This is a genomic window from Pedobacter psychrodurus (assembly GCF_032678585.1).
Lineage (GTDB): Bacteria > Bacteroidota > Bacteroidia > Sphingobacteriales > Sphingobacteriaceae > Pedobacter > Pedobacter psychrodurus_A.
In genome coordinates, this window is record NZ_JAVTSN010000004.1 from 82,060 (window position 1) to 108,547 (window position 26,488).

The window sequence follows — 26,488 nt, forward strand, 5'->3', positions numbered from 1 at the left end:
CCCTATCCATAAGAAAATCTTGCTGGTTATGAAATTAATTGCTTTTTTACTCATTACGGTAATTATGCAGGTAAGTGCATCAACATTTGCGCAAAAAATTACCCTTAATAAAAATCAGGCTTCCTTGCGCCAGATCATGTACGCCATCAGGGTGCAAAGTGGCTATGATTTTTTATACAACAACAAAATATTAAAAAATGCCCATCCTGTAACCATTAATGTTAAGGATGCCAGCATAGAAGAGGTACTTGCACTCTGCTTTACCAATCAGCCCATATCGTACAAGATTGAAGACCGCGCTGTTTTATTAAAACTGAAAGGAAATTTAATATATAATAACACCATTAATCAAACTATCGAAATTCCGATAAATGGAAAAGTAGTGGATGAAAAGGGGCAGCCCATACCTGGTGTAACCATAACAGAAAAAGGGACAAAGAATATAACCTCTACTTCAGGAACTGGCGAATTTGCCATTAAGGTAAAAGATAATGCGGCAATTTTGGTAATTAGCTATATCGGTTACCAGACCAAAGAATTAACGGCTGGCGATGTTAGTACAGCCACCATTACATTAACACCTTCGGAACAGAAATTAGATGAGGTGGTGGTAACGGCTTTAGGGGTAGAGAAATCATCAAGAGGACTTTCCTATAATGTACAACAGCTTGATGGCAAGCAGTTAACTGCAGTAAAGCAGCCTAATATGATTAATGCGCTTAACGGTAAAGTGGCTGGTGTTACCATTTCGCCGAGTGCATCTGGAGTTGGTGGTTCGGTAAAAGTTAACCTGCGCGGTAACAGGTCTATCAGCGGTGGCAATCAACCATTATATGTAATTGATGGGGTGCCATTGCAAAATGGAGGTAATGCTTCAGGGCAGGCCAACTCTTTATACGGTTTTGGTGCCAGCGAGGGTGGCGATGGTATATCTAATATTAACCCAGAAGATATAGCAAGTATATCTGTACTTGAAGGAGCCTCAGCATCTGCTCTGTATGGTAGCCAGGCGCAAAACGGCGTGATCTTAATTACTACTAAAAAAGGTAAGGCAGGTAAGGCCGAAATTAATATCAATAGTGGGTTCCAGATCAGTAATGCTGCCTACAGACCAAAATTCCAAGATAACTATGGCCCATCAAACCTTGCTAATAAAACTGATTTACCAAGTTGGGGTGATCCAATAAATTCTAGTTACAATAATTTAGATCAGTATTTCCAAACTGGTAACAATTTTACCAACGCTATTAATTTTTCGGCTGGTAATAGTGTTGCACAAACCTATATATCCTATGCAAATACTGCTGCGCGTGGTATACAGCCTACCAATGATTTAGATAGACATAATCTTAATTTAAGAGAAACGGCTAACTTTTTAGATAACAAACTAACCATTGATGGGAGTTTGAACTACATTAGTCAAAATGTAAATAATACGCCAACTGTTGGGGGGTTTCCAAATCCTTTAATGTCGCTATACTTATTTCCACGGGGTACCGATATTACTCCATATAAAGAAAATTATATTTTTACTGATAAGATTGGCACCGACCGTGAAAATTGGCCGTATAAACTTGGTGCTTTACATCAAGAAAACCCTTGGTGGCTTTTAAATAAACATCCTATAGTAAATAAACGTAACCGTATGTTTATTACCGCAAGTGCAAAATATACTTTTGCTGATTGGTTGAATATACAGGTTCGTGGCAATATGGACCGTTCAACCGACGATTTTGAAAGAAAGGTATATTGGGGTACCGATCCTCAGTACCTGGGTAGCGGAGCAGGAACAAGTTTATATACTATCAATTCGCTTACCCGTACTCAAAAGTATGCAGATGCGATTGCCAATTTTAAAATCCCTTTGCAAACTAAAGATTTTAAAATAGGTGGTTTAATTGGGGGGAGCATCACTGACACGAAAAATAATGGTTTTTCAATGGGCGGAGCACTGCTAACCCCTGATTATTTTGTAGCAACCAATATTATTGCATTAGCACCACAACAAATCGGTGCTTCTACACAGGCAACCACTACTGCGCCTGTACTCAATCCATCCTCAACATTTTCCCCTAACCATGGCCAGTTGCAGGCGGTATTTGGGAGTTTAGATTTGTCATATAAAACCTGGGCCTATGCCACACTTACATTTAGGCAAGACTGGTCTTCTGCTCTGGCCTTTACAGATAAGCAATACTATAATTATCCATCTGCGGGCTTATCTTTGATCGTCTCGGAAATGACAAAGCTACCTGAGTTTATCTCATATGCAAAAGTACGCGGCTCTTACACGATCGTAGGCAGTTCCATTCCAACAGGTTTAACCCGCGTTCAAAATACACAGAATGCAGCAGGATCTCTGATATTTAATTTTGCAGGTTCGAACAAAAAATTAGAGCCAGAACGTACAAAAACTTTTGAGTTTGGTACCGATCTACGTTTTATGAAAGACAGGATAAATTTAAATTTCACATATTATAAAACAAATACCAAAAACCAGTTTTTCCCGAGTACGCCAACAACTACTACTTTGTTTGGTACCGTATATTATAATGCAGGTAATGTTCAGAATACTGGTTTTTCGGCTATTTTAGGTATTGATGCCATCAGGAATGGCAATTTTTCCTGGAATAGCGCTATCAATGCATCATCAAACAAAAACAAAATTTTACAGGTAGCTACCTTGGCTGATGGCTCGGATGATACCAGTCCTTATTATTTAACGGGTACGAGTTATGGATACCAGTCGGTAGTAAGGAAAAATGGTTCGTATGGTGATATTTATGCCGAAGATTTTTTAAGAGATGATCAGGGTAGGATTAAACTAAGTGCTAATGGCACACCTCAAAAAACTCCATTTCAGTATGTGGGTAATCCAAATCCAAAATTCCAGGCCGGTTGGAACAACACCTTTACTTACAAAGATTTTAGCTTAAGCCTATTGGTTGATGGCAAATTTGGCGGCCAGGTAATGTCGCTAACTCAGGCCTATATGGATTTTAAAGGTGTATCAGCAGAATCAGGGGCAGCCAGGGATGCAGGAGGCGTATCTATCAATGCTGTAGATGTGAATGGAAATCCGGTAAGTACAATAGATGCCAAAAAATATTTCGAAACTATCGGTGCGCCTAATAGTTTTGCAGGTGCATATATGTACAGTGCTACCGTAGTTCGCTTACGTGAAGCTGCACTTGGTTATAAATTCTCATTAAAAGGTGGTTTTTTAAGAACAGCATCGCTATCGCTTACGGGACGTAACTTATTTTACTTTTATCGCAAAGCACCATACGATCCCGAGTTGACAATGTCGACAGGTAATGGTATATCAGGGGTTGATTTTTTCAGCTTGCCCGCCACGCGCGAAATTGGTTTAAACTTAAGCCTAAACTTTTAATTAACCGTTGTTGAAACCTCATTGAAGATCTAATAAGTTAAGACAATTTTCGAAAAATATTGAAAATTAATTAGCGTATTACTGATAAAAAAATAAAGACAGATGAAAAAAATTAAATATAGCCATATTGTTAGCCTATGCAGTGCCATTTTGCTAACAATAGCCTTTGGTACAGGCTGTACAAAAAAATTCGAAGAGTTTAATTCCAATCCAAATGCCTTATCAGAACAGCAGACCCTCGCTGCTCTGGCAACAGCAATAGGACCGATCGAAACCAATATTATACCTGGTAACGCCTACCAATTACAGCATAACTTAAATGCGGATGCTTATGCTGGATATTCAATGTCACCGACAAATTTTGTTGCCGGCACAAATAATTTAAACTATTCAATGGTAGATGGTTGGAATGCTGCAGCTTTTAGCCCTCTGTATTTGGGCGTAATGGCACCAGTTAAAAAAATTGGCGATGCCGGAGCCAGGGTAACTCTGCCAGAAGTTTGGGCAGTGGCACTGGCCGTCCAGGTTTTTGCAATGGATAGGGTTACCGATAAATTTGGCCCTATTCCATATACCCAAACAGGTACATCATTTACCCATACCCCATATGATGAACAAAAAACAGTTTATACCGCCTTTTTTAAACAGCTTGATACAGCAGCTAGTAACCTGAAAAACTATATCGCAAGCGCCGCAACTCCCATAAATAGGTTAGGTGCCAACGATTTAATTTATGGAGGTAATTATACAAGATGGCTGAAGTTTGTAAACTCGTTGCGTTTGAGACTGGCGATGCGTATTTCCAAAATAGACCCTGCCATGGCTAAACAGCAAGGCGAAATTGCTTTGGCAGCACAAGGTGGATTAATTACAGATAATACAGATAACGCATTACTTAAACAAAGCGGAAACAGGCCCAACGATTACTATTTAATTACCTTTCAATATGTAAGAGATAATATGGCTAACGCTTCTTTAGGCTCGTATCTTGATGGATATAAAGATCCTAGAGCACGGCAGATGCTTTTACCTGCAACAGAGGGGAGCATCAATGGCACTTTCATGGGTATAAGAACAGGCATCGATGTTTCAAAATTTAACTACAAAACTTTTTCAACCTATAATTACGAAACCACGTTTAATAGAGCTGCACCGCAAATGCTATTTAATGCAGCAGAAGTATGGTTTTTAAAAGCAGAAGCTGCACTTCGTGGCTGGGCCAATACAGGTACGGCCAAAGATAATTACGAAACAGGAGTACAAAAATCAATGGAGCAATGGGGCGTACAGGTTGGTAGTTATTTAAGTGATGACCTTTCTAAACAGACTGCCTGTATCGATCCTCTAGCGCCTTCCAATAGCACACCTGCCGTGTCTACAATTACCATTAAATGGGATGAAGGTGTAGCACAGGAGCAAAAACTAGAACGCATTATTACGCAGAAGTGGCTGGCTATTTTCCCCGATGGCCAGGAAGCCTGGTGCGACTACAGAAGAACCGGTTATCCCAAACTGTTTACAGCTGCACAGAACAAAAGCAATGGAACTGTCGATACGCAGATAGGCCCACGCAGATTACCTTTTATTCTATCAGAAGGGCTGAATAATGCACAGGGTCTGAAGTTTGGATTAAGCGCACTTGGCGGTCCAGATAATGCAGGTACACGCGTGTGGTGGGATAAGGCCGGACCGAATTTTTAAATGTTTATGAAAAACAGAGTTAAGTAAAGCTGTTAAATGTTACCCTTAGTTACGCTCTCAAATAAAATGGGCGGCTGCTGCCGTCCATTTTTGATTATTTCCACGTTAAGTTTACATTCATTCTTTTTGCTATATACAATGAATTGACCTGGTAAATGAGAATAGATAATCAATATTACAATTATAACAATGAACAGACGACAGTTTATAGGTAAAGCAGGAAGCACCAGTTTATTTTTGCTGGCCGGAGCAAATTTATTTGCCAGCAGTAAAAAAGAAGCTTTAAGCGGCGAATTCCTTTTTTTAGAAGCGGAGCAATTTGCTGATCTGGGCGGTTGGGATTTAGATCAACAGTCTATGGACCAGATGGGCTCGCCATATTTATTGGCGCACGGTTTAGGTATTCCGGTTAAGGATGCCAAAACCGCAGTGAAATTTCCATCAGCTGGTCAATATCGAATATGGGTGCGCACCCGCGATTGGGTAGCTCCATGGAAAGTACCAGGTGCGCCAGGGAAATTTCAGGTCATTATTGATGGTAAATCTGTAAAAGAAATTTTTGGCACCAAAAAAGAAGAGTGGCATTGGCATGATGGTGGCTTGGTTAATGTAGGTAAAGAAGCCAATATTGCCCTGCACGATTTAACTGGCTTTGAAGGACGCTGTGATTCGATACTTTTTTGCAGGGACGAAAATTTTAAACCTACAAATGATGTTAAGGCACTAACAAAGTTTAGGCGGAAGTTACTTGGTTTGCCAAGCCAGCCAGCAGATGGTGGAAGTTTTGATTTAGCCGTAGTTGGTGGCGGTTTAGCAGGTACCTGCGCCGCTTTGGCAGCTGCCCGGAATGGTTTAAAAGTAGCCTTAATACAAGATAGACCTGTTTTAGGAGGTAATGGTAGTTCGGAGGTTAGGGTATGGCCTGAAGGAAAGACCCAACAAAAACCTTTCGTGCATATTGGCGATATTGTAGAAGAAATTATGCTGCCCGGTACACCTGAACCTGTATATGGCTCGCGGAACGCCATAAAAGGGCAACACTTTGGGGATGAACGCAAGTTGAAAATAATAGCTGATGAACCCCGTATTACCTTACTGACCAATTTTAGGGCAATTAGCGTAGAACATACAAAAAATAAGGTTTCAGCAGTGGTTGTTCAAAGTACCAAAACAGCGCTGCAAAAAAAGATAAGCGCTACCTATTTTGCCGATTGTACTGGCGATGCCTCCATCGGTTTTTTAGCGGGTGCCGACTACGAAATTGCCAGCTCAAATATGATGGGTTCTTCTAATTTGTGGAACGTTTTAGATGCAGCTGATGAAAAGCAGGTATTGGATTGCGAGTGTAAAGATAAAACTGCACTTACCTTATCGTGGGAAACCGGTAACCGTGAACAGCCTTTTCCACGTTGTCCATGGGCAATAGATTTAAGCGATAAACCTTTTCCTGGCCGTAAAAATTATAAAGGCCAATGGGGTAGTACCGATCCTTTAGGTAACCTGGGCGGCTGGTTTTGGGAGAGTGGTTTTGATAAAAATCCGATCACCGACATCGAAAAAATAAGAGATTTAAATTTAAGAGCAATGTACGGCGCCTGGGATGCACTAAAGAATGTAGATAAATTATATCCCAACCATCGTTTAGGTTGGTGCGCATTTATAGCAGGCAAGCGCGAGTCGCGAAGGTTAATGGGCGATGTAGTACTTACAGGCGATGATTTTTTAAAGCGGAAAGTATTTGACGATGCCGTTTTCCCTTGTTCATGGCACATCGATATCCATAAAGCAAACGGACAGTTTGACAAAGGGCTAAAAGGTGAGGAGTTTATATCGCACGCCTCTACTGGCGAGGGCTATGTTTATGGTGCGGTGTATTGGGCACCTTACCGGATTCTTTATAGCCGCAATATCGACAACCTGTTTATGGCTGGAAGGGATATTAGTGTAAGTAACGATGGACTTGGCCCTGTACGGGTAATGCGTACCTGCGGAATGATGGGCGAAATTGTAGGTAAGGCAGCAGCGGTTTGTATTAAACACAAAACGACGCCACGGGGTGTATACGAAATGCATTTTGGCGAGCTAAAAAAATTGATGGAACAACCAGGCAGTACACGTAATTCTTAGTAAGATTATTAGTTAAGTATTTTTGTTTTGTAATTGATTGAAAAATAAATAGTTATTAGCAGAGGTATTAGTTTTTTTTATTTATCATATAAAGTCTATAGAAATAGTATATATTTGTTTAGCTTTTATAAACATTAAATACTATTGTTTAAGATATTTTCTATATTTATCGAACGATCTCCTAACCAATCGTAAAATAAAAGTGGCTGGCTTTTAATTTTTTTCAATGAAACCTCGTGGTATCCTTTCTGATGCTGATTTAATTGTCCAACTCAAATTGGGTAAAGAAGATGCATTTACCGAAATTTATAACCATTACTGGTCGGTACTCTACTTACATGCCCGCCATATGCTCCATAATCGTGATGAAGCAAGGGATATTGTTCAGGAGGTTTTTACCTGTTTTTGGAACAAAGCAAAAGATCTCGAACCATCTACCAATATCAATGCCTATTTATACCGCTCAACTCGAAACAGTGTTTTAAACCTGATTAGGAAAGAGAAAACAAAAAATCATTACATTACCGAGCTTGGTGCATTTTACGAAAAAGGAGAATTTAGCACAGATGTGCAGGTAAATTTTAATGAGTTGAAACGCCTCATCGATCGGGAAGTAAAATTACTGCCGAAAAAAATGCGTCAGGTTTTCGAAATGAGCCGAAACGAAAACCTAAGTCATGCTAAAATTTCCGAGCAGCTTAATATTTCCGATCTTACGGTAAAGAAACAAATTAACAAAGCCCTCCATATTTTAAGGCACAAATTAGATATTCCACTCTCGGTTTTATTCATCTATCTTAATACAAAATAAAATTTTATCTGTTGGTTAGTGTCTCATCTAGTGCTAGTGAGTTAAAATTTTTTGACCACAGATGGACACAAATAAACACGGATTCTTAATTTAGTTCCATTCCGGGTTTAGGAACTGCGGTTCTGCACTCTGCAACCACGAAAATGAGATACTGTTTTTGCCATCTAGTCTCCTGCCCGAAGCGAGCGCGCGGTTTGAAGCGTTACCCTGCAGCAACGAGGTATCCCGAACTTTCGGGAAAGCGTAAAACGGGATCAAACTGGATGTTATGCACTGTTTTTGTGCTCCAAATAAAAGTTATTTATTTATAGAATAGTCTTCAACTGATAAATGATTAGCTGCATTTATCCTGTTGGTTGGTGTCTCATAAGCGAAAATAGAGCCATTTAATTTTTTTTTCATCGAAAGTACTACCAAGGCAGCCCTTGTGTGTCCTATCTATATACGGGAGTACTCTCTCTCCTATAAAAAATGGAAAACGAAAAGGTATTAGCATTACTGGAAAAATATCATCAAGGCTTATGCACAGAAGAAGAAAGTGCAATTGTAGAAGCCTGGTACAATGGCTATGCAGCAGAACATAGTGCTGAAGTTATAGATGAGGATCTGGAAATGGAAAAGGCTATGATTTGGAAGAACGTTCAAGAAAATAAGAATCCTGTTAAAACAGTCCGTTTAAATTACAGTAAGTGGGCTGCAATTGCAGCAACAATTGTTGTGATTGTTACAGCAGGCTTATTGTTTTTTACCAATAAACCTAAAAGCCGAATGCTAGCCGCCGTTGTAAAAAGCGATATGGTTAAACCAGGTAAATATAGTGCAACACTAACGCTGGCCAATGGGAAAAGAATTTCACTCTCGGATGCAACAAGTGGTGAGCTAGCTAATGAGGCAGGCGTTGCAATTAGTAAAACTGCAGATGGCAAACTAATATATGAGATTCAGAACCAAACAGGTGCTGCCAATAAAATAAATACAATTTCGACCGATAAGGGCGAAACTTACCAATTGCGTTTACCAGATGGCACCAACATCTGGTTAAATGCAGCATCGAGCTTAACCTATGCTACCACATTGATTAAAGATGGTATACGGAATGTAAAACTTGAAGGGGAAGCTTATTTTGAGGTGGCGAAAGATAAAAAGCATCCTTTTATAGTAGAAACCAGTAAACAACAGGTAGAGGTTTTAGGTACGCATTTTAACATTAACGCTTATGCTGATGAGGCAATTACCAAAACCACTTTGCTCGAAGGTTCGGTTCTGTTAAACCGTGCTACGCTTCTTAAACCTGATGAGCAGGCAAGCCTAAGTTCGACAGGTAAAATTTCGGTTGAGCAGGTTGATGTACAAGAAACCATTGCCTGGAAGAACGGCAAATTTATTTTCAACTCAGAAGATATTACCAGTGTAATGCGTAAGCTTTCGCGCTGGTACAATGTAGAGGTGGTGTATAAAAGTGATTCTCCGGTTTCCACATTTACTGGCGTAATGAACCGTGATGATGACATTTCGAAAATTTTAAACAAAATAAACTATACAGGTGGTGCTCACTTAACATTAGAAGGAAGGAGGATAGTAGTTATGCCTTAAACTCTACCCATCTGGCAGTAACAATAGAAAAAGCGGGAATGCTTCGACCTACTCCCGCCTTAGTATTTGGTACTGTCAATAGCACATCTTTACGAACGAACAGATCAACAAGAACCAAACAAACAAAAATAATGAAAATTAACCAGAATGATGGGGAAAGACCTATTGTTGGTCATCTCCTGCAAGTTTTCTCTGATATGGTGCTCGGAAAGAGCAACCGTTTCACGGGTAAAAATAAAATCCTACTTGTAATGAAACTAACTATCTTCATTATGACAGCATTTCTGCTTCAGCTGAGTGCTGCAACCAAGGCCCAGATTACGCTGAACGAGAATGGGAAAACGCTTCAAAAAGTATTGAAATCCATTAGCAAGCAAAGCGGCTACGATTTTATTTACACAGATCAGGCTTTTAAAAATGCTAAACTAGTAACAGTTAAGCTAAACAATGTCGATATCAATAAGGCACTTGCGCTTTGCTTTGAAGGCCAGTCATTGGTTTACGAAATTTCGGATAAAACCGTAATGATAAAGGAAAAAAAGATTAATACCTTTTTAAACAACCTCATGGTTTTTCCAATTAAAATTGATATCCGTGGGAAAATTGTTGATGAAAATGGTCAGCCAGTACCTGGAGCCAGTATTACCGAAAAAGGAACTAAAAATGTGGTTTCTTCAACAGGAGCAGGCGATTTTACCATTAATGTAAAAGATAAGGATGCCATTTTAGTGATTTCTTTTATTGGCTACCAAAGCAAAGAAGTTTTAGCCAGTACGGTAATAGGTACTTCAATTGCACTCTCACCAAGCCAGGAAACTTTAAGTGATGTCGTGGTAACAGCTTACGGTAAGGTGAAAAAACAAAATCTTACCGATGCGGTAGCTTCTATAGATGCCAAACAGTTGCAAGATAGACCAATCCGTTCTATTGCTGAAGGTTTAAAAGGGTTAACACCCGGTTTAAACATCGGGATGTCAAGTGGTGCCCCTGAAGCAAATCCGTCTGTAAATATTAGAGGCTTTACGCAGCTGGCCAACTCTGGTGCACCTTTAATATTAGTTGATGGTGTTGAAAGACCCATGCAGGAGGTTAATCCAAACGACGTGGAAAGTATCTCTGTATTAAAGGATGGCGCAGCAAGTATTATTTATGGTTCAAGAGCACCATATGGCGTTATTTTAATTACCACAAAAAGCGGTAGTGCGGGTAAAGTTGCTGTAAATTATTCTTCGAATTATAAATTTACCACAGCTGCTATGCTTCCAGAGCTGCCAAATTCTTATGATTGGGCCAATTTTCAAAATCAACTTGCCCTTTCTACACCAAATGGAACAGGAGTAGCCTTATTTTCTGATCTTACTTTACAGCGGATCAAAGCGCATGCAGCTGGCGATTATGAAAATCCGGTATTTGCCGGGATAGACCGTAAGTATGTAATTAATGGTTCTCTTCCTGATCCAACTTCAAATTTTGGTTTTGGCAGGTATACTAGTTTTGGTACAGATAATTATCAGGATGCTTATTTTAAATCTAATGTGCCCTCAACCGAGCAGAACCTGAGTTTTTCAGGCGGATCTGATCGCGTAAAATACTATGTAGGTTTAGGCTATAATAAATCGGAAGGTGTTTTTGCGCTGGTTGACAATCAATACAAAAGGTATAATGCCTTAACCAAAATTAATTTTAAAGCTACTTCATGGCTTGATTTCGATGCCAGTATGAATTATGCCCGGGTAAGTGCATTGGGCCCAATGGTTAATGCGAACAATAGTGATTATTATACTTTATTTTCTGCAGTTGGAAGAGAGGCACTTAACGTGCCACTTAAAAACCCAGATGACGAAAATTATTACAATTCGATAAATAATATACAATATTTCCGCTCTGGCCAGGTGGCCAGTCAGGGAGATGACCTGACTTTTACAGGAGGTTTTAATTTAAGACCGGTTAAAGGACTTAAAATTACAGGTAGCTATAGCTTCAGGAACCGCAACACGCAAAATGAAAATGTAACCAAGCTTGTAAATGTTTTATCAAAAGGTTTGATTGTCCCAGGATTAAGATCACCAGCCAGCAATGGAATTGTAAAGGTTTTCGGGGCAAACGATTATAAATTTGGGAATTTAACAGCGGAATACACTAAAAATATTGCAGAAAACCATCATTTCTTCGTACAGGTAGGGGCGCAGACCGAAGAAAATAACTTCGGTAATTTAACGGGTACTTCTAAGGGACTTTATGCCCAGGAAACAGCAGCATCGATTAACACCTCTGCAGGGCCTTATACCGCAGGCGATCAGCAGTATGACTGGACGACCTTAGGTTATTATGGCGTGTTTACCTACGATTATAAAGAAAAATACCTCTTAAAAATTGCAGCCAGGGCCGATGCCAGTTCACGTTTTGCACCAGGCGCAAGGTGGGGCTATTTCCCGTCAATTTCGGCAGGTTGGAACATTGCGAACGAGGGCTTCTGGAAGTTCAAAAATTATGTAAGCCAGCTTAAACCAAGGGTTTCCTGGTCTAAAACAGGAGATTTGGCTTCGGCTGGGCAGGATAATTATTATACCTACCTGCCAACCTTACCTTCTGGTACCAGTACAACCACTATTTTGGGCGGAAGTTTAAACCCTTTTCTTAACCCCGGAGGCTTGGTAATTAATACCCTAACATGGGCCAAGCCCAGGGTGTTAGATTTTGGTATCGACATTGTCGGGTTGAATAACAGATTAACGCTAACAGCCGATTGGTATCAGAGAACTGTTTATGATCAGGCCGGGCCACCTAAAATTTTATCACAAACACTAGGTGTTGGAGGTCCATCTACCAACAACTCGGTTACCGAAACGCGTGGATGGGAGCTGAACATTGGTTGGAGAGATAACTTTAAATTAGCTGGCGAGAGCTTTGATTATGGCTTGTCCTTTTTGATAAGCGATTATGTGGGTTATGTAGTTAAATATGCCAACAATGGTACCGGCACAACCGATCAATGGTTCCCAGGAATGAAATTTGGCCAGAACTATGTATATGCAAGTAACGGCATAGTACAAAATACAGCTGATTTAAATAGTCGAGTGTTAAACAACGGTTTTAACTATCCAGGATATTTAACTTATAGAGATAGCAATGGCGATGGTGTAATTGATTCGGGAAATGGCTGGTTTGACCTAGGTGATCAAAAAACTGCAGGTTTCAATTACCCGCGAAAAAGCTTTTCTATTTTGCCATCTGTTTCATGGCGCAACATTAGCCTATCGGCTATATTGGAAGGGGTTATGCAATGGAAACAATATGTTTCAAGCGAATATGTATTTGGCACAAACGGTAACCAGTTCTTTTCTCCGTTTTACAAAGAAAGTGCTTCTTTAGGTTATTGGACTCCTGGTAATAAAGATGCGTTTTTTCCATCTATTACTCCAAGTTTACCTGCAGCCAACGATCAATACCTGTTAAATTTAGCGCATTTAAGAATCCGTAACATCACTTTGGGTTATAGTTTGCCAAAAAAATGGCTGGATAAAGTAAACCTGCAAAAAGTGAGCATATTCGTTACTGGCGAAAACCTGGGCTTTATTTACAATAAAGCATATGTAAAGTACGATCCTGCATTGCTTAATGTAGTGGCAAACCCAGCGGCTAACGGAAGTGGCTATCCACCAATGCGCACCTATGCATTTGGTTTAAATATTTCACTTTAGTGCTTTCACCTATAAATATTTGATCATAACAAAATGATATCGAAGATGAAAACAAAATATATAAACAACTGCGAAATATACATTGCCGTAATTATTTTGGCATTATTTACAGCTTGTAAAAAAAACTTTTTAGATACCACTCCTCCAGATAGAGTAGTGCCCGAAAACTTTTTTAACAGTGCATCTGATTTAAGAATCTACTTAAATTCCATGTACGAAAGCAGATTGCCCGTTTACAATGCACAAACGAATGTTAATAATGTACTGCTTGATTTACAATCAGATGTACTTATCAATTCAAATGTAATTACAGGGTCTTTAAATCAGGTAAGCGCTACTGGCGTTGCCGGTAATGGTGGCGGAGGTGATGCCTGGGCAACTGGTTATTCACGTATCAGACAAGATAACTATCTGTTGCATTATGCCTTACCGAAAGTAGAGAAAACCCCGGCATCAGCTCATTACCTTAGTGAGGCTTATTTTTTTAGGGCTTTAGATTACTTTACTTTATTGAAACAATATGGCGATTTACCAATCGTAACTGATCTGATTGCCTATGATGATAATGGCCAGTTATATACACCGCGTAACTCGAGGTACGATGTTGCTAAACAGATCATTAAAGATCTTGATCTTGCCATTGCAGGTTTATATGCTAAGGGCCAGGGCGAAGCAGCGGCAGGCAGGGTGAATAAAGAATCTGCTATTGTGCTCAAATCGCGTGTAGCGTTATACGAGGGCACATGGGAGTATTATCATGGAAAAAAAGGAAGTCCATTTGCCGTTGCCGGTAAAGATGGTCGCGAATTTTTGGAAATGGTAGAGCCTGCAATGCAACAGCTAATTGCCACTCAGGGAACCCGAATCTTTAGAACCGGAACCGAACCTTATAACCAGTTATTTGCTCAAAACGACTTATCGAATGTGGACGGCGTTTTTTGGTACCGTGTGTACGACCCTACTAAAACAACATTTTCTCATAACTTTTATGTGAAGGTGATTGATAATGCAGCCTCAATAACCGATCATTTAGTAGATCAGTATCTGAATAAGGATGGAAGTCCACAGGTGGTACCCAATAGTTACGGTGAACTAAATACATTATCCACAAATTTAGATCCTAGATTTAGACAAACCATATGGACCCCAGATCGTGGACCAGCAGCTAAAATCCCAGGTCGTGACCAATTCTCACTTAACCTCCGGTATCCGGTTATTGCACCTGTACTTTCTATCGGGACAAACTTTATCTCTACGGGTTACAGAAACTGGAAAGGTGCGGTTTTAACTTCAGTACTGGCCGGACGTGATGTAGATGAAATTTTTATCCGTTACGAAGAGGGTTTATTGAACCTGGCAGAGGCAAAAGCAATTTTGGGCACCATCACTCAAGCTGATCTGGACAAGACTGTTAATGTGATTAGGAGTAGGGTTGGCATGGCTAATATGAATTTGGCCACCGTTGCTGGCTTTCCTTTGTCAGCTTATAAAGAAGAATTAGGTTTCTCTCCTTCAGAATCAAATATTGTAAACGAAATCCGTCGCGAAAGAACAGTAGAGCTTGCATTAGAGGGCTTTAGATTGGATGACCTTAAACGTTGGTCGGTATATGAAAAAGTGGTGAATGGTTATACGCCAAGAGGAGCACAATTACAGGAATTTTTAACCTATTTTAATGATCGGACCAAATTAATAGCTGATGGATTTGATGTTGGGGGAATAACCTTTCCGCTCTTAAATACCAGTGGCGGTAACGCGAACGTAGCGGCTTTTGCCAACACGGGGCGCATTAATCCTTATTTTAAATCCTCACAGTTTCAACAAGGAGCACAAGGCTTTTTTATCGATCCCTCAAGAGATTATTTAACTTTTGTTCCCTTGTCTCAGATCCAATTGTATAAAGCTGAAAACGTAGTATTAACACAAAATCCAGGTTGGAGATAATTTTAAACATTTGAATTATGAAAAGTAGAATTTTTATAGCAGTACAGCTAACTCTGGTACTTTTTTGCTTCGCCTGTACCAAAGCCCGTATAGAACCCGATTACTCGGTTTACGGCGATAAGGCCTTTGTAAATTCGATTAACACTTTTTATTACAAGGAGGTGAAATCTAATTTAAATTACGGTGAGCAGGTAACCGGTTATCAAAAACTAACCGTCACCAATACCCAAAGCATAGATAATGCAAACAAAAAGATAAACATTGTTTTGGCCAAAGCAACCGGGGCCGACTTAACCGATTTAACTAAAATTGGTATTGCCATAAATACCGATGCGCAACGTGTTGAACCCATTAATGGTGCACCAATAGCAGGTTTAATTGGCGATTTTTCAAAAGGTCCTTATACGTACCGTTTATTTTCGGCAAATGGAACTACGAGAGATTGGACTTTAACTTTCTCAATCACACCATAATGCGATAAGCTAACCAGAGCGGTAAATAACTTGCCGTTTTGGTTAGCTTCTGTTTTCTGAAGTGTCAAAATCGGGGTCAATTTCGTCCCGCTTGTCATTGAACTGCCCAATCCAACCGCTAACCATCTAAATCTGTCAACTACCTGAAATATAGAAGATCCAGAGAAATAATTTTTATTGTAACAATTATACGCACTTGATAGTGACTTTTTATACCCTTTAACTCTATTGGGAAATAAAATTATTGCTGAAAATTAGACACTTAAACACAAATGAAAATAAAGTTTATTTTATTATTTACTGCTATTTTTTTGAACCTTAAACTTTTTGCTCAACGCGATACCATCCCGATTAATACCAATTGGAAATTTGCTGTTGACTTAAAAGGAGTTGGCATTACACAAAACTGGAGCACAAAAGATTTACCCGAGGCAATATCGGTGAATTTACCACACACCTGGAATGTAGAAACGGCCACGCAAAACCATTATGGATGGGGCTGGTACAGTTATACTTTAAAAGTACCTGCCAACTGGAAAAACAAAAATGTAATACTGCAGTTTGGCGCCATTAACCACACTTCGAAAATTTATGTCAACGGCAAACAAATTGCCGAAAACATTGGCGATGGTTTTAACCAGATCAAGGTTAACCTTAATGGGGAAATAAATTATGGTAAGTCTAATGTGATTACCGTAGCCGTAAATAATGACTATAGTGAAAAAAAAGTGCCTTTCAGTAACTCTTTCGATTGGGCAAATGACGGTGGTATCATTAGAAAGGTTGCCCTGATTGTAAGTGGAAAACCTACTGCCAATTACATTCATGTAGAACCAAAATTAGATTTAACAAATAACAACGGTCACCTTAAAATAAAACTGGGTTTCGATAAACCAGCTGGTAATCTGCAGTACGAGGTAAAAATAACCGAGGATAATCAAACTACCCATAACACGGTATTTAGCAAAATTTTAAAACCAAGCTGGCAAGGTAATGAGGCTATAACTGAAGTCGATTTAGCAAAGGTGAATCCTTGGCACTTCGATTTCCCAAACCTCTACAAAGTACAGGTAAAAGTAATGCTCGGGAATAAAGCTGTTGATGAAGTGACCACAAGCATTGGCTTTAAGGATCTGCAGATGAAAGAAGGTCAGATCTTTTTAAATGGCGAACCGGTAAAATTAATGGGAACAGAGTGGACCGCTGGTTCAGATCCTAATTACGGCTTTGCAGAACCCGATTCTATCATCATTAAACACTGCAAAATGCTGAAAGCAGTAAATAGCATTTTTACCCGTATGCATTTTCAGCAAGATGAGTTGTTTTACGATTTCTGCGACCGGAATGGTATTCTGGTACAACAAGAGATTCCACTTTGGGGACCAGAAACGCCTGCCAGTGCCGATGTTAATAAAATTGCGCTACAACAACTCGAGCGCATGGTAAACAATTTTTATAACCACAGCAGTATATTTTCTTGGGCAGTTGGTAACGAGTTAAGAGGTAGAGATGCCGATGTTAAGGAAATGATTGCCGGTTTAATGAAACGGACTGCCGATCTGGATAAAACACGGATGAAAGCCTATGTAAGCAATACCTTAACCAGCAGTTTTATTAACCATAAAAACTTCGTGCCCGATGGAGCTAGTCAGGGCGATTATCTGATGATGAACGAATATGGTGGCAGTTGGTGGCAAGTACCCATAGCTAAAATTAGCAACTACCTCGATAGCATCCATATGAGCTACCCTGATAAACCGCTTATCATTTCTGAATTCGGTTTATGCGAGCCCAATTTTAAAGGTGGCGATGAACGCCGGATTAACGACCTGGTGTACCATATGGCTGTTTTCGAAAGTAAAGCCTTTGTACAAGGTGCAATCTATTTCGACTTAACTGACTATCGCACCCATTATCCAGGTACTAGCGATACTACCAAATTTAAGAGAAGAATTCACGGCGTGTATGATATGTATGGCAAAGCCAAACCATCAATGAAAGTGTTGCGGGAATTATCTTCTCCCCTTGAGGTACAGGTAGCCAACGTATTAAATCCAGAAAAAAAAGCACCTATACCCGTAACTATTTTTGGTAGCATCGGTTTGCCGCAACACATTGTTAAGGGCTATAAAATTTATGTATCGAGCAGAACGGATAATTGGATCACTCAAAAACCTCAAGACTTGCCAACGTTAAATCCGGGACAGGAAATTAAAATGAAACTCGAAAAAGATTATGAAGGAAAAGCAGTAATCACAGTAGTAAGACCAAATGGTTATGTGGCAAGCCAACAAGAGTTATAAATGAAACGCTTTACAAAATGGCAAAAAATGATAACCGCACAATCATGGTAAGTTTAATCTAAAAGTAGAATAACGAGATTAAATAAAATTATAGTATCTGATTTAACTTACGGTTACAAGAGAAAGGGATTATTAACAATGAACCACAGTCAATTTAACAATTGATTTAAATAATAATTAACCTAAAACCTAGAAGAATGAAAAATCAAAAAAAAATGAGCTTTAAAGTGCTTGCATTTGTTTTGCTGGCTATCGTTATTGTTTCTTGTAAAAAGAATGCAAACCTCGAAGAATTCAATGATCAGGCGTCAACGTTTAAGCAAAAGGGTGCTAAAAGTTTTGTTGGCCATCCGGTGGGTTTGCAAACCAACCTCAGGATGTATGGATATATGGAAACCTGGGGAACCTCCTATGCTCAATACCTCGATTCGATTAACCTAACACAATTAACAGATCTTTGCATTTCATTTGTTAACCCCGATGTAAATGGCAACTTTAACGTAAGGCAGGATATAATTGACGCCGTGCCAAAAGCGCATCTGCAAGGTGTAAGAGTGCATTACTCCATTGGCGGAGGGGGTGGGCCTGCCTATTGGGACAACCTGATCACTCCAGCCAATCGTACACAAGTAATAAAAAACATGATGGACGTGTTAAACAACTACAACTTTGATGGTATTGATGTCGATCTAGAAGGCGCCCGTATCAGCAATAATCCAGCTAATTACAACGCATTTCTAATACAATTGGCTGATTCTATCCACAGTTATTCCAAACTGGTGTCAATTGCCATTGCGCGTTATCAAGCCAATCAGGTTACTACCGCCGCTTATGCAAAACTAGATTATCTCAATGCTATGATTTATGATTATCAATCTGGCGTTGCGGGGCCACACTCGTCATTCGCGCAATTTCAATATGATTTTGGGATCTTTAGTAGTAAACTTCCTGCTGCTAAAATAAATCTGGGTGTACCTGGCTATGCTTATCAATATGAAGGAAATACAGTGATTACACAAGTTTCTATCAAAAGTATTTTAAGCCAATATCCTAAGGCTTATGCCCTCAATTATCAATACGCCAATGCTACAAAATCATGGTGGTATGATGGGCATCCGGTATTAAGGCAAAAAGTGGCTTACTGCTTGCAGCAAGGTGTAGGCGGCATGATGATCTGGCAAATGATGCATGATCCGAAAGATGATGAATCGTCATTGCTAAAATTGATGAACTTTTGTGCGGGTAGTCCCGCTATGGCAGGTTTCAATCCATTGGTCGATTATTCGTTTACGGCCAAAAATAGCAATTTGCCTATGGAGGTCGCAGGGGCATCTTTAAACAGTGGGGCAGGTGTGCAACAAAATACCTGGACAAACGCCAACAATCAAAAGTGGTTTCTTGCGGCAACCAACAATGAATTTAAAATTACCAATAAAAATAGCGGTAAAGTGTTAGATGAGGTTGATGAAACCGCTAGTGGCCAAGGTGTACAATTTATTCAGAACACCTGGCATGGTGGAGGTAACCAACGTTATAGATTAGTGCCTAATGCTTTAGGGTATTATAAAGTGGTAAATGTAGCTAGTAATAGGTTAGCCTCTGTATTTGGTGCTTCTACAACGCCAGGTACAAAAATTGTACAATGGCCAGATGGTAATGGGGATAACCAACAATTTATCATTAAAAGGCATTGATATCGTAAGACAAGCCGAGATGCTTACCAGATAATAAATTAAATAAAACATACTAAAGGTGAGAGAAGATATTCATCTTTAGTATGTTATTCTACAGCATATTCATAAATATTATAAGAAATTAAATGCCTAAATACTTTTTTTCTTTGCTCATTACTTTGTGTTTTTGTCAAAGAGGTTTTGCCCAAACAGTAAATAAACCATTACCAAACGTACAGCAGTTGGCCTGGCAAAAAGCAGAGCTTGGTGTAGTGTTTCATTACGATTTGCACATATTCGATACCACAAAATATGTTCAGGATATCAACAGAAATACACCCGTTTATGACTATAACATTTTCAATCCCGAGCATTTGGATGTAGAACAATGGGTACTATCTGCAAAGGCTGCAGGTGCTAAGTTTGCTATTCTAACCGCGACCCATGAAACAGGTTTCGCTATATTCCAATCAGATTATAATCCTTACTGTTTAAAGGCTTTAAAGTGGCGTGATGGGAAAGCCGATCTGGTAAAAGACTTTGTTGATGCCTGCCGTAAGCATGGCGTAAAGCCAGGGATATATCTGGGCATTCGTTGGAATTCTTTTTTCGGGGTACACGATTTTAAAGTAACCGGAGCCGGAGTTATACAACAGGAAAGGCAAAAATATTATAACAAAATGGTCGAAGGTATGGTAAAAGAACTGTGTACCAAATACGGCGACTTGTTCGAAATCTGGTTCGATGGAGGCGCAAGCAGCCCAGAAAAAGGTGCGCCAGATGTATTACCTATTGTAAAAAAATACCAGCCCAAAGCATTGTTTTACCATAACGAACAATTGGCCGAAGCGCGCTGGGGAGGATCAGAAAGTGGTACCATTGGTTATCCATGCTGGGCAACTTTCCCTTATCCATCAACCGGAGCAGGTGAAAGTGCAAGTAAGGCCATTTCAGCTAATAATTATGCCCTATTAAAACATGGCGATCCTAATGGGAAATATTGGATGCCTGCCATGGCAGATGCCCCTTTGCGCGGTAATAATAACAGACACGAATGGTTTTGGGAACCAGGAGATGAAGGAACTGTTTTTCCACTAGAAAATCTGGTCGATATGTACTATAAATCTGTTGGCCGGAATGCTACCCTGATTTTAGGCTTAACCCCTGATAATACAGGCCTATTGCCAAAGGGCGATGTACAGCGTTTAGCCGAATTTGGTAACGAGATAGACAAACGTTTTGCTAAACCATTAGCTGCTGCACAAGGAAAAGGCAAAATAATCACCATTAATTTAACCAAAACCGAAAACATAAATCAAGTGGCAATCGGCGAAGATATTGTTAAAGGCGAGCGGATTAGAAAATATAAAGTTGAGGCAAAATTAGGTAATAAATGGCAAACGCTTTGCGAAGGCGAATCAATTGGAAATAAAAGGATACAGACATTTAAAACAGTAACAACAAAGCAGCTACGTTTGGTAGTTGACCAAACTATTGATGAGCCAATAATCGATTTCTTTAAAATATATCATGTTCAATCAGAAAATGCCATCCGTAATTAAACATAAAATGAAGTCAATATTAGCCCTTTTTGTTTTTTCAGTACTCACCATAATAAGTGTTAAGGCCCAAACGCAACGCCCAAATATCATTGTGTTTTTGGTTGATGATATGGGCTGGCAAGATACCTCACTGCCATTTTGGAATAAAGCAACAGCCCTAAACAAAATTTACCATACGCCCAATATGGAACGTATGGCTAAAGAGGGAATGAAATTTACCAATGCTTATGCTGCACCTGTTTGTACACCAAGCAGGGTGGCTATGCTTACAGGGGTAAATCCGGCGCATGCAGGTATTACCAATTGGACTAATACCGAAAAAGACAAAAACACTGATGCTGTCGACGGACAGTTTTTGCCTACAAAATGGAATATTAACGGACTAAGCCCTGTGGCGGGTGTGCCCAATACTTTGCATGCCACGCCTTTTCCACAGTTGTTAAAAGATGCCGGATACTTTACCATCCATGTAGGTAAGGCGCATTGGGCTGCTGCAGGTACTCCAGGGGCAAACCCATACAACATGGGCTTTATGGTAAACATTGCTGGTCATGCGGCAGGCAATCCACAAAGCTATTTACCGAAAGAAAATTATGGCAATATTACGGGTAAAGCTACACCAAGGGCTGTACCTGATATGGAAGAATATTTTGGCAGTGAAACTTTTTTAACTGAGGCCTTAACCTTAGAGGCATTAAAAACGCTCGATGCACCTATTAAAAATAAGCAACCTTTTTTCTTAAATATGGCGCATTATGCCGTGCATGTCCCTATTCAGGGTGATAAAAGATTTTTACAGAAATACCTCGATGCAGGTATTGATAGTACTGAAGCCATGTATGCAAGTTTAGTTGAAGGCATGGATAAAAGTTTGGGTGATATTATGGATTTCCTGAAGAAAAAAGGAGTAGAAAAAAATACATTAATTATTTTTATGAGTGATAACGGAGGACTAAGTTTAGCCAGCGAAAGGGGAGGTGCAGAACATACGCAGAATCTACCCTTAAAAGCAGGTAAAGGTTCTGTTTACGAGGGGGGGATCCGCGAACCCATGATTGTTAAATATCCTGCATTGATTAAACCTGCAACAGTGACTAATCAGTATGTTATCATCGAAGATTTTTTTCCAACCTTGTTGGAATTAGCGGGTGTGAAAAAATATAAGACGGTACAGCAAATAGATGGTAAAAGTTTTACGCAAGTGCTGAAAAACCCTGCATTTGTAGATAATAATAGAAGTTTGATTTGGCATTATCCAAACAAATGGAACAATGCCAAAGAAGTAGGCATTAACTATTTTAGTGCTATCCGCAAAGGCGATTGGAAATTAGTATACAACCTGCGAAATGGGAAAAAGGAACTCTATAATTTAAAGGATGATATTGGCGAAACCAAAGATTTGGCGACAAAAAATCTGCAGAAAACAAATGAATTGGAACAAATTTTAGGAAATCAGCTTAAAACTTGGAATGCACCAATGCCGGTTTATAAAACAAATCAACAACCTGTGGCCTGGCCTGCAAGCACACAACAATAATTTAATTTTATGATGGCTTCATCACTAATAAAAAAATAGACAGATGGAAAATTGTTTCAGTTATAAGGTTTTTTTTACGACAACGGTAACTTGCTTATCTATTATTTATAGCTTGACAGCATTTGGTCAGACGATAAAATTAGCAGGCACCATAAAAGATAACAGGGAGGTTTTACAAGGTGTGCAAATCAAAGAAAAACAAACAGGCAAAAAAGCCACTACCGATGCTGATGGCAGGTTTGAAATGGATGTTGATGCAAATGCCAATATTCAGATTTCTGCCAAAGGGTACCTGGACCAAACATTACAGCTAAATAACCAGCAGCTTGTTAATGTTAAATTATCCCCCGATTCGAATGATCTTCATAAATTGTTAATCAAAAAAATAAAGCAAATTGAACCCTATGCTCATTTTTTACAAGCCGAAAAACAGGCGGTTATAAAACTCACACCTGCTTATTACCAGGCTCGGTTGACTTTTGTTAAAGACGTGTATTTTGAAAACCCACATGTACAAAATCCTGATAAAGCTTTAAAAGTGTTTTTAGATTATTGTAAGGCACAAAATTTGCTAAATAACCATCAGGAACAATTTGCAAAAGCGGCCCGTACATTGGGTTTCGAACTCATTACGGATGCCAGTCCGGTAAATATGGACAAAATGATTCCCGCTTCTACAGCATACCGCAATATTGCTTACACCACACCTAATGGTTATAGCCAGAAACTCGATCTCTTCTTACCTAAAAGCGTAGCAGGCAAAGCTATTCCGTGTGTTGTATTTATGCACGATGGCGGATGGGCAGTACACAAGCGCGCTTGGTTTGAGGCACATGCTCGGTATCTTGCAGCAAAAGGATATGCGGCAATTAATATCGATTACCGGATGATTGATGCTGTTACACCCTTGCAATCTGTTTATGATGCAAAGGCTGCGGTTCGGTGGGTAAAGGCCAACGCTCAAAAATTTAATATCGATACCAATAAAATAGGTGCTTGCGGTGCCTCTGCAGGCGCACATTTAGCGGCTATTTTAGCCACTTCGGGTAACGACCCTAAGCTAGAAGGAGATGGCGATAACCTGAAATTCTCAAGTAAGATACAGGCAGCTGCTGGATTTGCTACGCCAACTTTAACCGGCAGAAAAACCTGGCCGATAGGAAATGGAGATATTTTGCCTGATTGGTTTGATAAGATTTCTCCATACAAACATGTTAGCCCTGATGATGCTCCAATGTTATTTATTCATGGAAGTGCAGATAACACAGTGGCCGTTGAAGAGCCGGTAGATATGTTCAAGCGTTACAAAGAAAACGGAATATTAACTGAATTGGAAATAAAAGAAGGTAAAGGCCATGTTTTTTATATGGATATGGTTGTGATGGAAAGTGCATACGAATTTTTTCAAAAAGTATTCAACGGGGGTAAATAATCAGTAGGCTGAACTTAGAATTTATATAAAACAATCAAAATACAAATGAGAAAAAAGTACTTTTTTTTTACGGTCATTTTATTGACGACCTGTTTATCTGCATTTGCCCAGGAAAAAATTAGAATTGCCTGTGTTGGCAATAGCATTACCTACGGCATGGATATTGCCAACCGCGAAAAAAACAGTTACCCCGCTCAGCTGCAAAATATGTTGGGCAATACTTACGAAGTAATGAACTTTGGCCACAGTGGAGCAACCCTGTTAAAAAATACCACTAACCCTTATTGGAAAACAAAAGCATATGCCGATGCCTTAGCAAGCAAGCCCAATGTGGTATTCATAAAACTTGGCAGCAATGATAGCAAGATTGCAAACCGGGGCAGGTACAACGAATTTGAAAGTACATATAAAGAACTGATCAGCAGTTTTAGTCAGTTACCAACTAACCCGCGGATTATTCTGCTGCTGCCCTTGCCTAGCTTTTCAACCGATACAACCTATATTTACGAACCGGTATTAAAAAATAAGATTATCCCGATGATTCAAAAAGTGGCTTACGAAAGCCATTTAGAAGTAGTTAACCTGCATAGCCTGTTTCTTGATAAAGCAGGTCTATTTCCTGATAAAATCCATCCATCTTCCCTTGGGGCAACGATTATGGCCACAAAACTATATGAAACGATTAAGTTGGGCGCTGATCAAAAATTCGACATTTTTCCGAAAATTAAAGAAGCCATTACCATAAGCAACTTTTATGGTTATGAATGTGCCGATTTTACTTTAAATGGCAGGAATTGTAAAGTAGTAAAACCAAAAGTAGTGGCAAAAGACCATCCTTGGGTGTGGCGTGCACGTTTTTGGGGGCATGAGCCACAAACTGACATATCTTTACTCGAGCGTGGTTTTTATGTAGTTTATTGCGATGTGGCTGAGCTTTTTGGCAATGCTGAAGCAATCTCTTTGTGGAATAAATTTTATGCGTTGATGAAAAAAAATGGCCTGAACAAAAAAGTGGCTTTAGAAGGGATGAGCCGCGGTGGCGTGTATGTATATAATTGGGCTTTGGCCAATCCAGAAAAAGTGGCCTGTATTTATGCCGATGCACCTGTACTCGATTTAAAAAGCTGGCCTGGAGGTAAAGGTAAAGGCCCAGGGAGTAAAAGCGATTGGGAGATTGTGAAAAAAGACTATCAGTTAACGGACGATCAGGCGAATGCGTTTGATAAAAATCCATTAGATAATGCGTCGAAAATAGCAAAACTTGGTTTCCCGATGTTACACGTAGTTGGCGATGTTGATGATGTGATACCGATTGCCGAAAACACCACACCTTTCGAAAAAATAGTCCGCGAAAATGGTGGCGATATTACGGTAATCCATAAGCCAGATGTTAACCACCATCCACACAGTTTACCAAACCCAACACCCATTACCGATTTCATTTTAAAAGCTACTGGCCAAAAAGTGAATTTCGCTGCTATTGCTGCGCCAGGTGCAGAATACCGATCAGGCGCTGGCTGGATTCAAGGTAAAGATTGGTGGTCACAACATGAGGATATAGATAGTTTGTTGCTCGCAGAGAAAGACCTAGACATTCTCTTCCTGGGCAACTCCATTACACAAGGTACTGGTGGACATAGAACATCAGTAAACTATAAACCGGGCTTTAAAGCTTTCGATAGTGTTTTTGTAAACTTAAAATGGGAAAGCGCAGGTATTTCTGGCGATAGAAGTCAAAATATCCTTTGGCGTTTGCAAAATGGCAATTATGCAAAAGCTAAGCCAAAGGTAATGGTGGTGATGATTGGTGTTAACAACATCTCAGCAGGCGATAGTCCCTCAGAAATTGTAGAAGGAATTAAAAAAGTTACCGACTGGACAACGAAAAATATGCCTTCAACCAAGGTGCTTTTATTAGGACCATTACCCACAGGGTTAAAAAAGGATGAAGAAAGGAGAAAAAAATATGAAGAAGTTCATCGACTGCTGGCTAAGCAACCACATAACAAATTTAAATACCAATCTATTGCAACACCATTTATGTTGCCCAACGGCGATTTAGATCCACTAAAATATAGTTCAGACGGTATTCATTTATTGCCGGAGGGGTATAAAGCCTGGGCAACGGCATTGAAGCCAATTGTAACAGAAATGCTAAAACATAAGTAAGATATGAGGATGTTAAAACTAATATTTAATAGGCTGAACGTATCGCTTGGTATAATTTTTTTATTGAT

At 39.5% G+C, this 26,488-nt stretch carries 14 protein-coding genes; all 14 read left to right on the top strand.

Features of this window, described 5'->3' with window-relative positions:
- The first annotated feature begins 28 nt into the window (after positions 1–28).
- The 14 genes from R2S57_RS03945 (at position 29) to R2S57_RS04010 (ending at position 26,420) form a co-directional block, all read left to right on the top strand.
- Positions 29–3,394, top strand: a complete 3,366-nt coding sequence (locus R2S57_RS03945; protein WP_316843808.1) for a SusC/RagA family TonB-linked outer membrane protein — start codon at positions 29–31, stop codon at positions 3,392–3,394.
- A gap of 102 nt (positions 3,395–3,496) precedes the next feature.
- On the top strand, positions 3,497–5,095 hold the full coding sequence (locus R2S57_RS03950) for a SusD/RagB family nutrient-binding outer membrane lipoprotein (RefSeq protein ID WP_316843809.1): 1,599 nt from the start codon (positions 3,497–3,499) through the stop codon (positions 5,093–5,095).
- 189 nt (positions 5,096–5,284) lie between these two features.
- A complete protein-coding gene (locus tag R2S57_RS03955) occupies positions 5,285–7,222 on the top strand; it encodes an FAD-dependent oxidoreductase (RefSeq protein ID WP_316843810.1) in 1,938 nt (645 codons plus the stop codon).
- Positions 7,223–7,448: 226 nt separating this feature from the next.
- A complete protein-coding gene (locus R2S57_RS03960) occupies positions 7,449–8,033 on the top strand; it encodes an RNA polymerase sigma-70 factor (protein ID WP_316843811.1) in 585 nt (194 codons plus the stop codon).
- 471 nt (positions 8,034–8,504) lie between these two features.
- Positions 8,505–9,626: a FecR family protein gene (locus R2S57_RS03965; RefSeq protein ID WP_316843812.1), complete on the top strand. Its 1,122-nt coding sequence runs from the start codon at positions 8,505–8,507 to the stop codon at positions 9,624–9,626.
- A gap of 131 nt (positions 9,627–9,757) precedes the next feature.
- Complete coding sequence (locus R2S57_RS03970) at positions 9,758–13,327, top strand: SusC/RagA family TonB-linked outer membrane protein (protein ID WP_316843813.1); 3,570 nt, start codon at positions 9,758–9,760, stop codon at positions 13,325–13,327.
- A gap of 45 nt (positions 13,328–13,372) precedes the next feature.
- A complete protein-coding gene (locus R2S57_RS03975; RefSeq protein ID WP_316843814.1) occupies positions 13,373–15,271 on the top strand; it encodes a RagB/SusD family nutrient uptake outer membrane protein in 1,899 nt (632 codons plus the stop codon).
- 17 nt (positions 15,272–15,288) lie between these two features.
- Complete coding sequence (locus R2S57_RS03980; protein WP_108199935.1) at positions 15,289–15,744, top strand: DUF5018-related domain-containing protein; 456 nt, start codon at positions 15,289–15,291, stop codon at positions 15,742–15,744.
- A 272-nt stretch (positions 15,745–16,016) separates the two neighbouring features.
- Positions 16,017–18,047, top strand: a complete 2,031-nt coding sequence (locus R2S57_RS03985) for a glycoside hydrolase family 2 protein (protein WP_316843815.1) — start codon at positions 16,017–16,019, stop codon at positions 18,045–18,047.
- A 197-nt stretch (positions 18,048–18,244) separates the two neighbouring features.
- Complete coding sequence (locus R2S57_RS03990) at positions 18,245–19,741, top strand: RICIN domain-containing protein (RefSeq protein ID WP_316843816.1); 1,497 nt, start codon at positions 18,245–18,247, stop codon at positions 19,739–19,741.
- A gap of 125 nt (positions 19,742–19,866) precedes the next feature.
- Positions 19,867–21,282 carry an alpha-L-fucosidase gene (locus R2S57_RS03995; protein WP_316843817.1) on the top strand — a complete coding sequence of 472 codons (1,416 nt, stop codon included), beginning with the start codon at positions 19,867–19,869 and terminating at the stop codon, positions 21,280–21,282.
- 7 nt (positions 21,283–21,289) lie between these two features.
- Positions 21,290–22,819: a sulfatase gene (locus R2S57_RS04000; RefSeq protein WP_316843818.1), complete on the top strand. Its 1,530-nt coding sequence runs from the start codon at positions 21,290–21,292 to the stop codon at positions 22,817–22,819.
- A 43-nt stretch (positions 22,820–22,862) separates the two neighbouring features.
- Complete coding sequence (locus R2S57_RS04005) at positions 22,863–24,251, top strand: prolyl oligopeptidase family serine peptidase (RefSeq protein WP_316843819.1); 1,389 nt, start codon at positions 22,863–22,865, stop codon at positions 24,249–24,251.
- Between the two features lie 45 nt (positions 24,252–24,296).
- Positions 24,297–26,420: a GDSL-type esterase/lipase family protein gene (locus R2S57_RS04010; protein WP_316843820.1), complete on the top strand. Its 2,124-nt coding sequence runs from the start codon at positions 24,297–24,299 to the stop codon at positions 26,418–26,420.
- Positions 26,421–26,488: the final 68 nt, after the last annotated feature.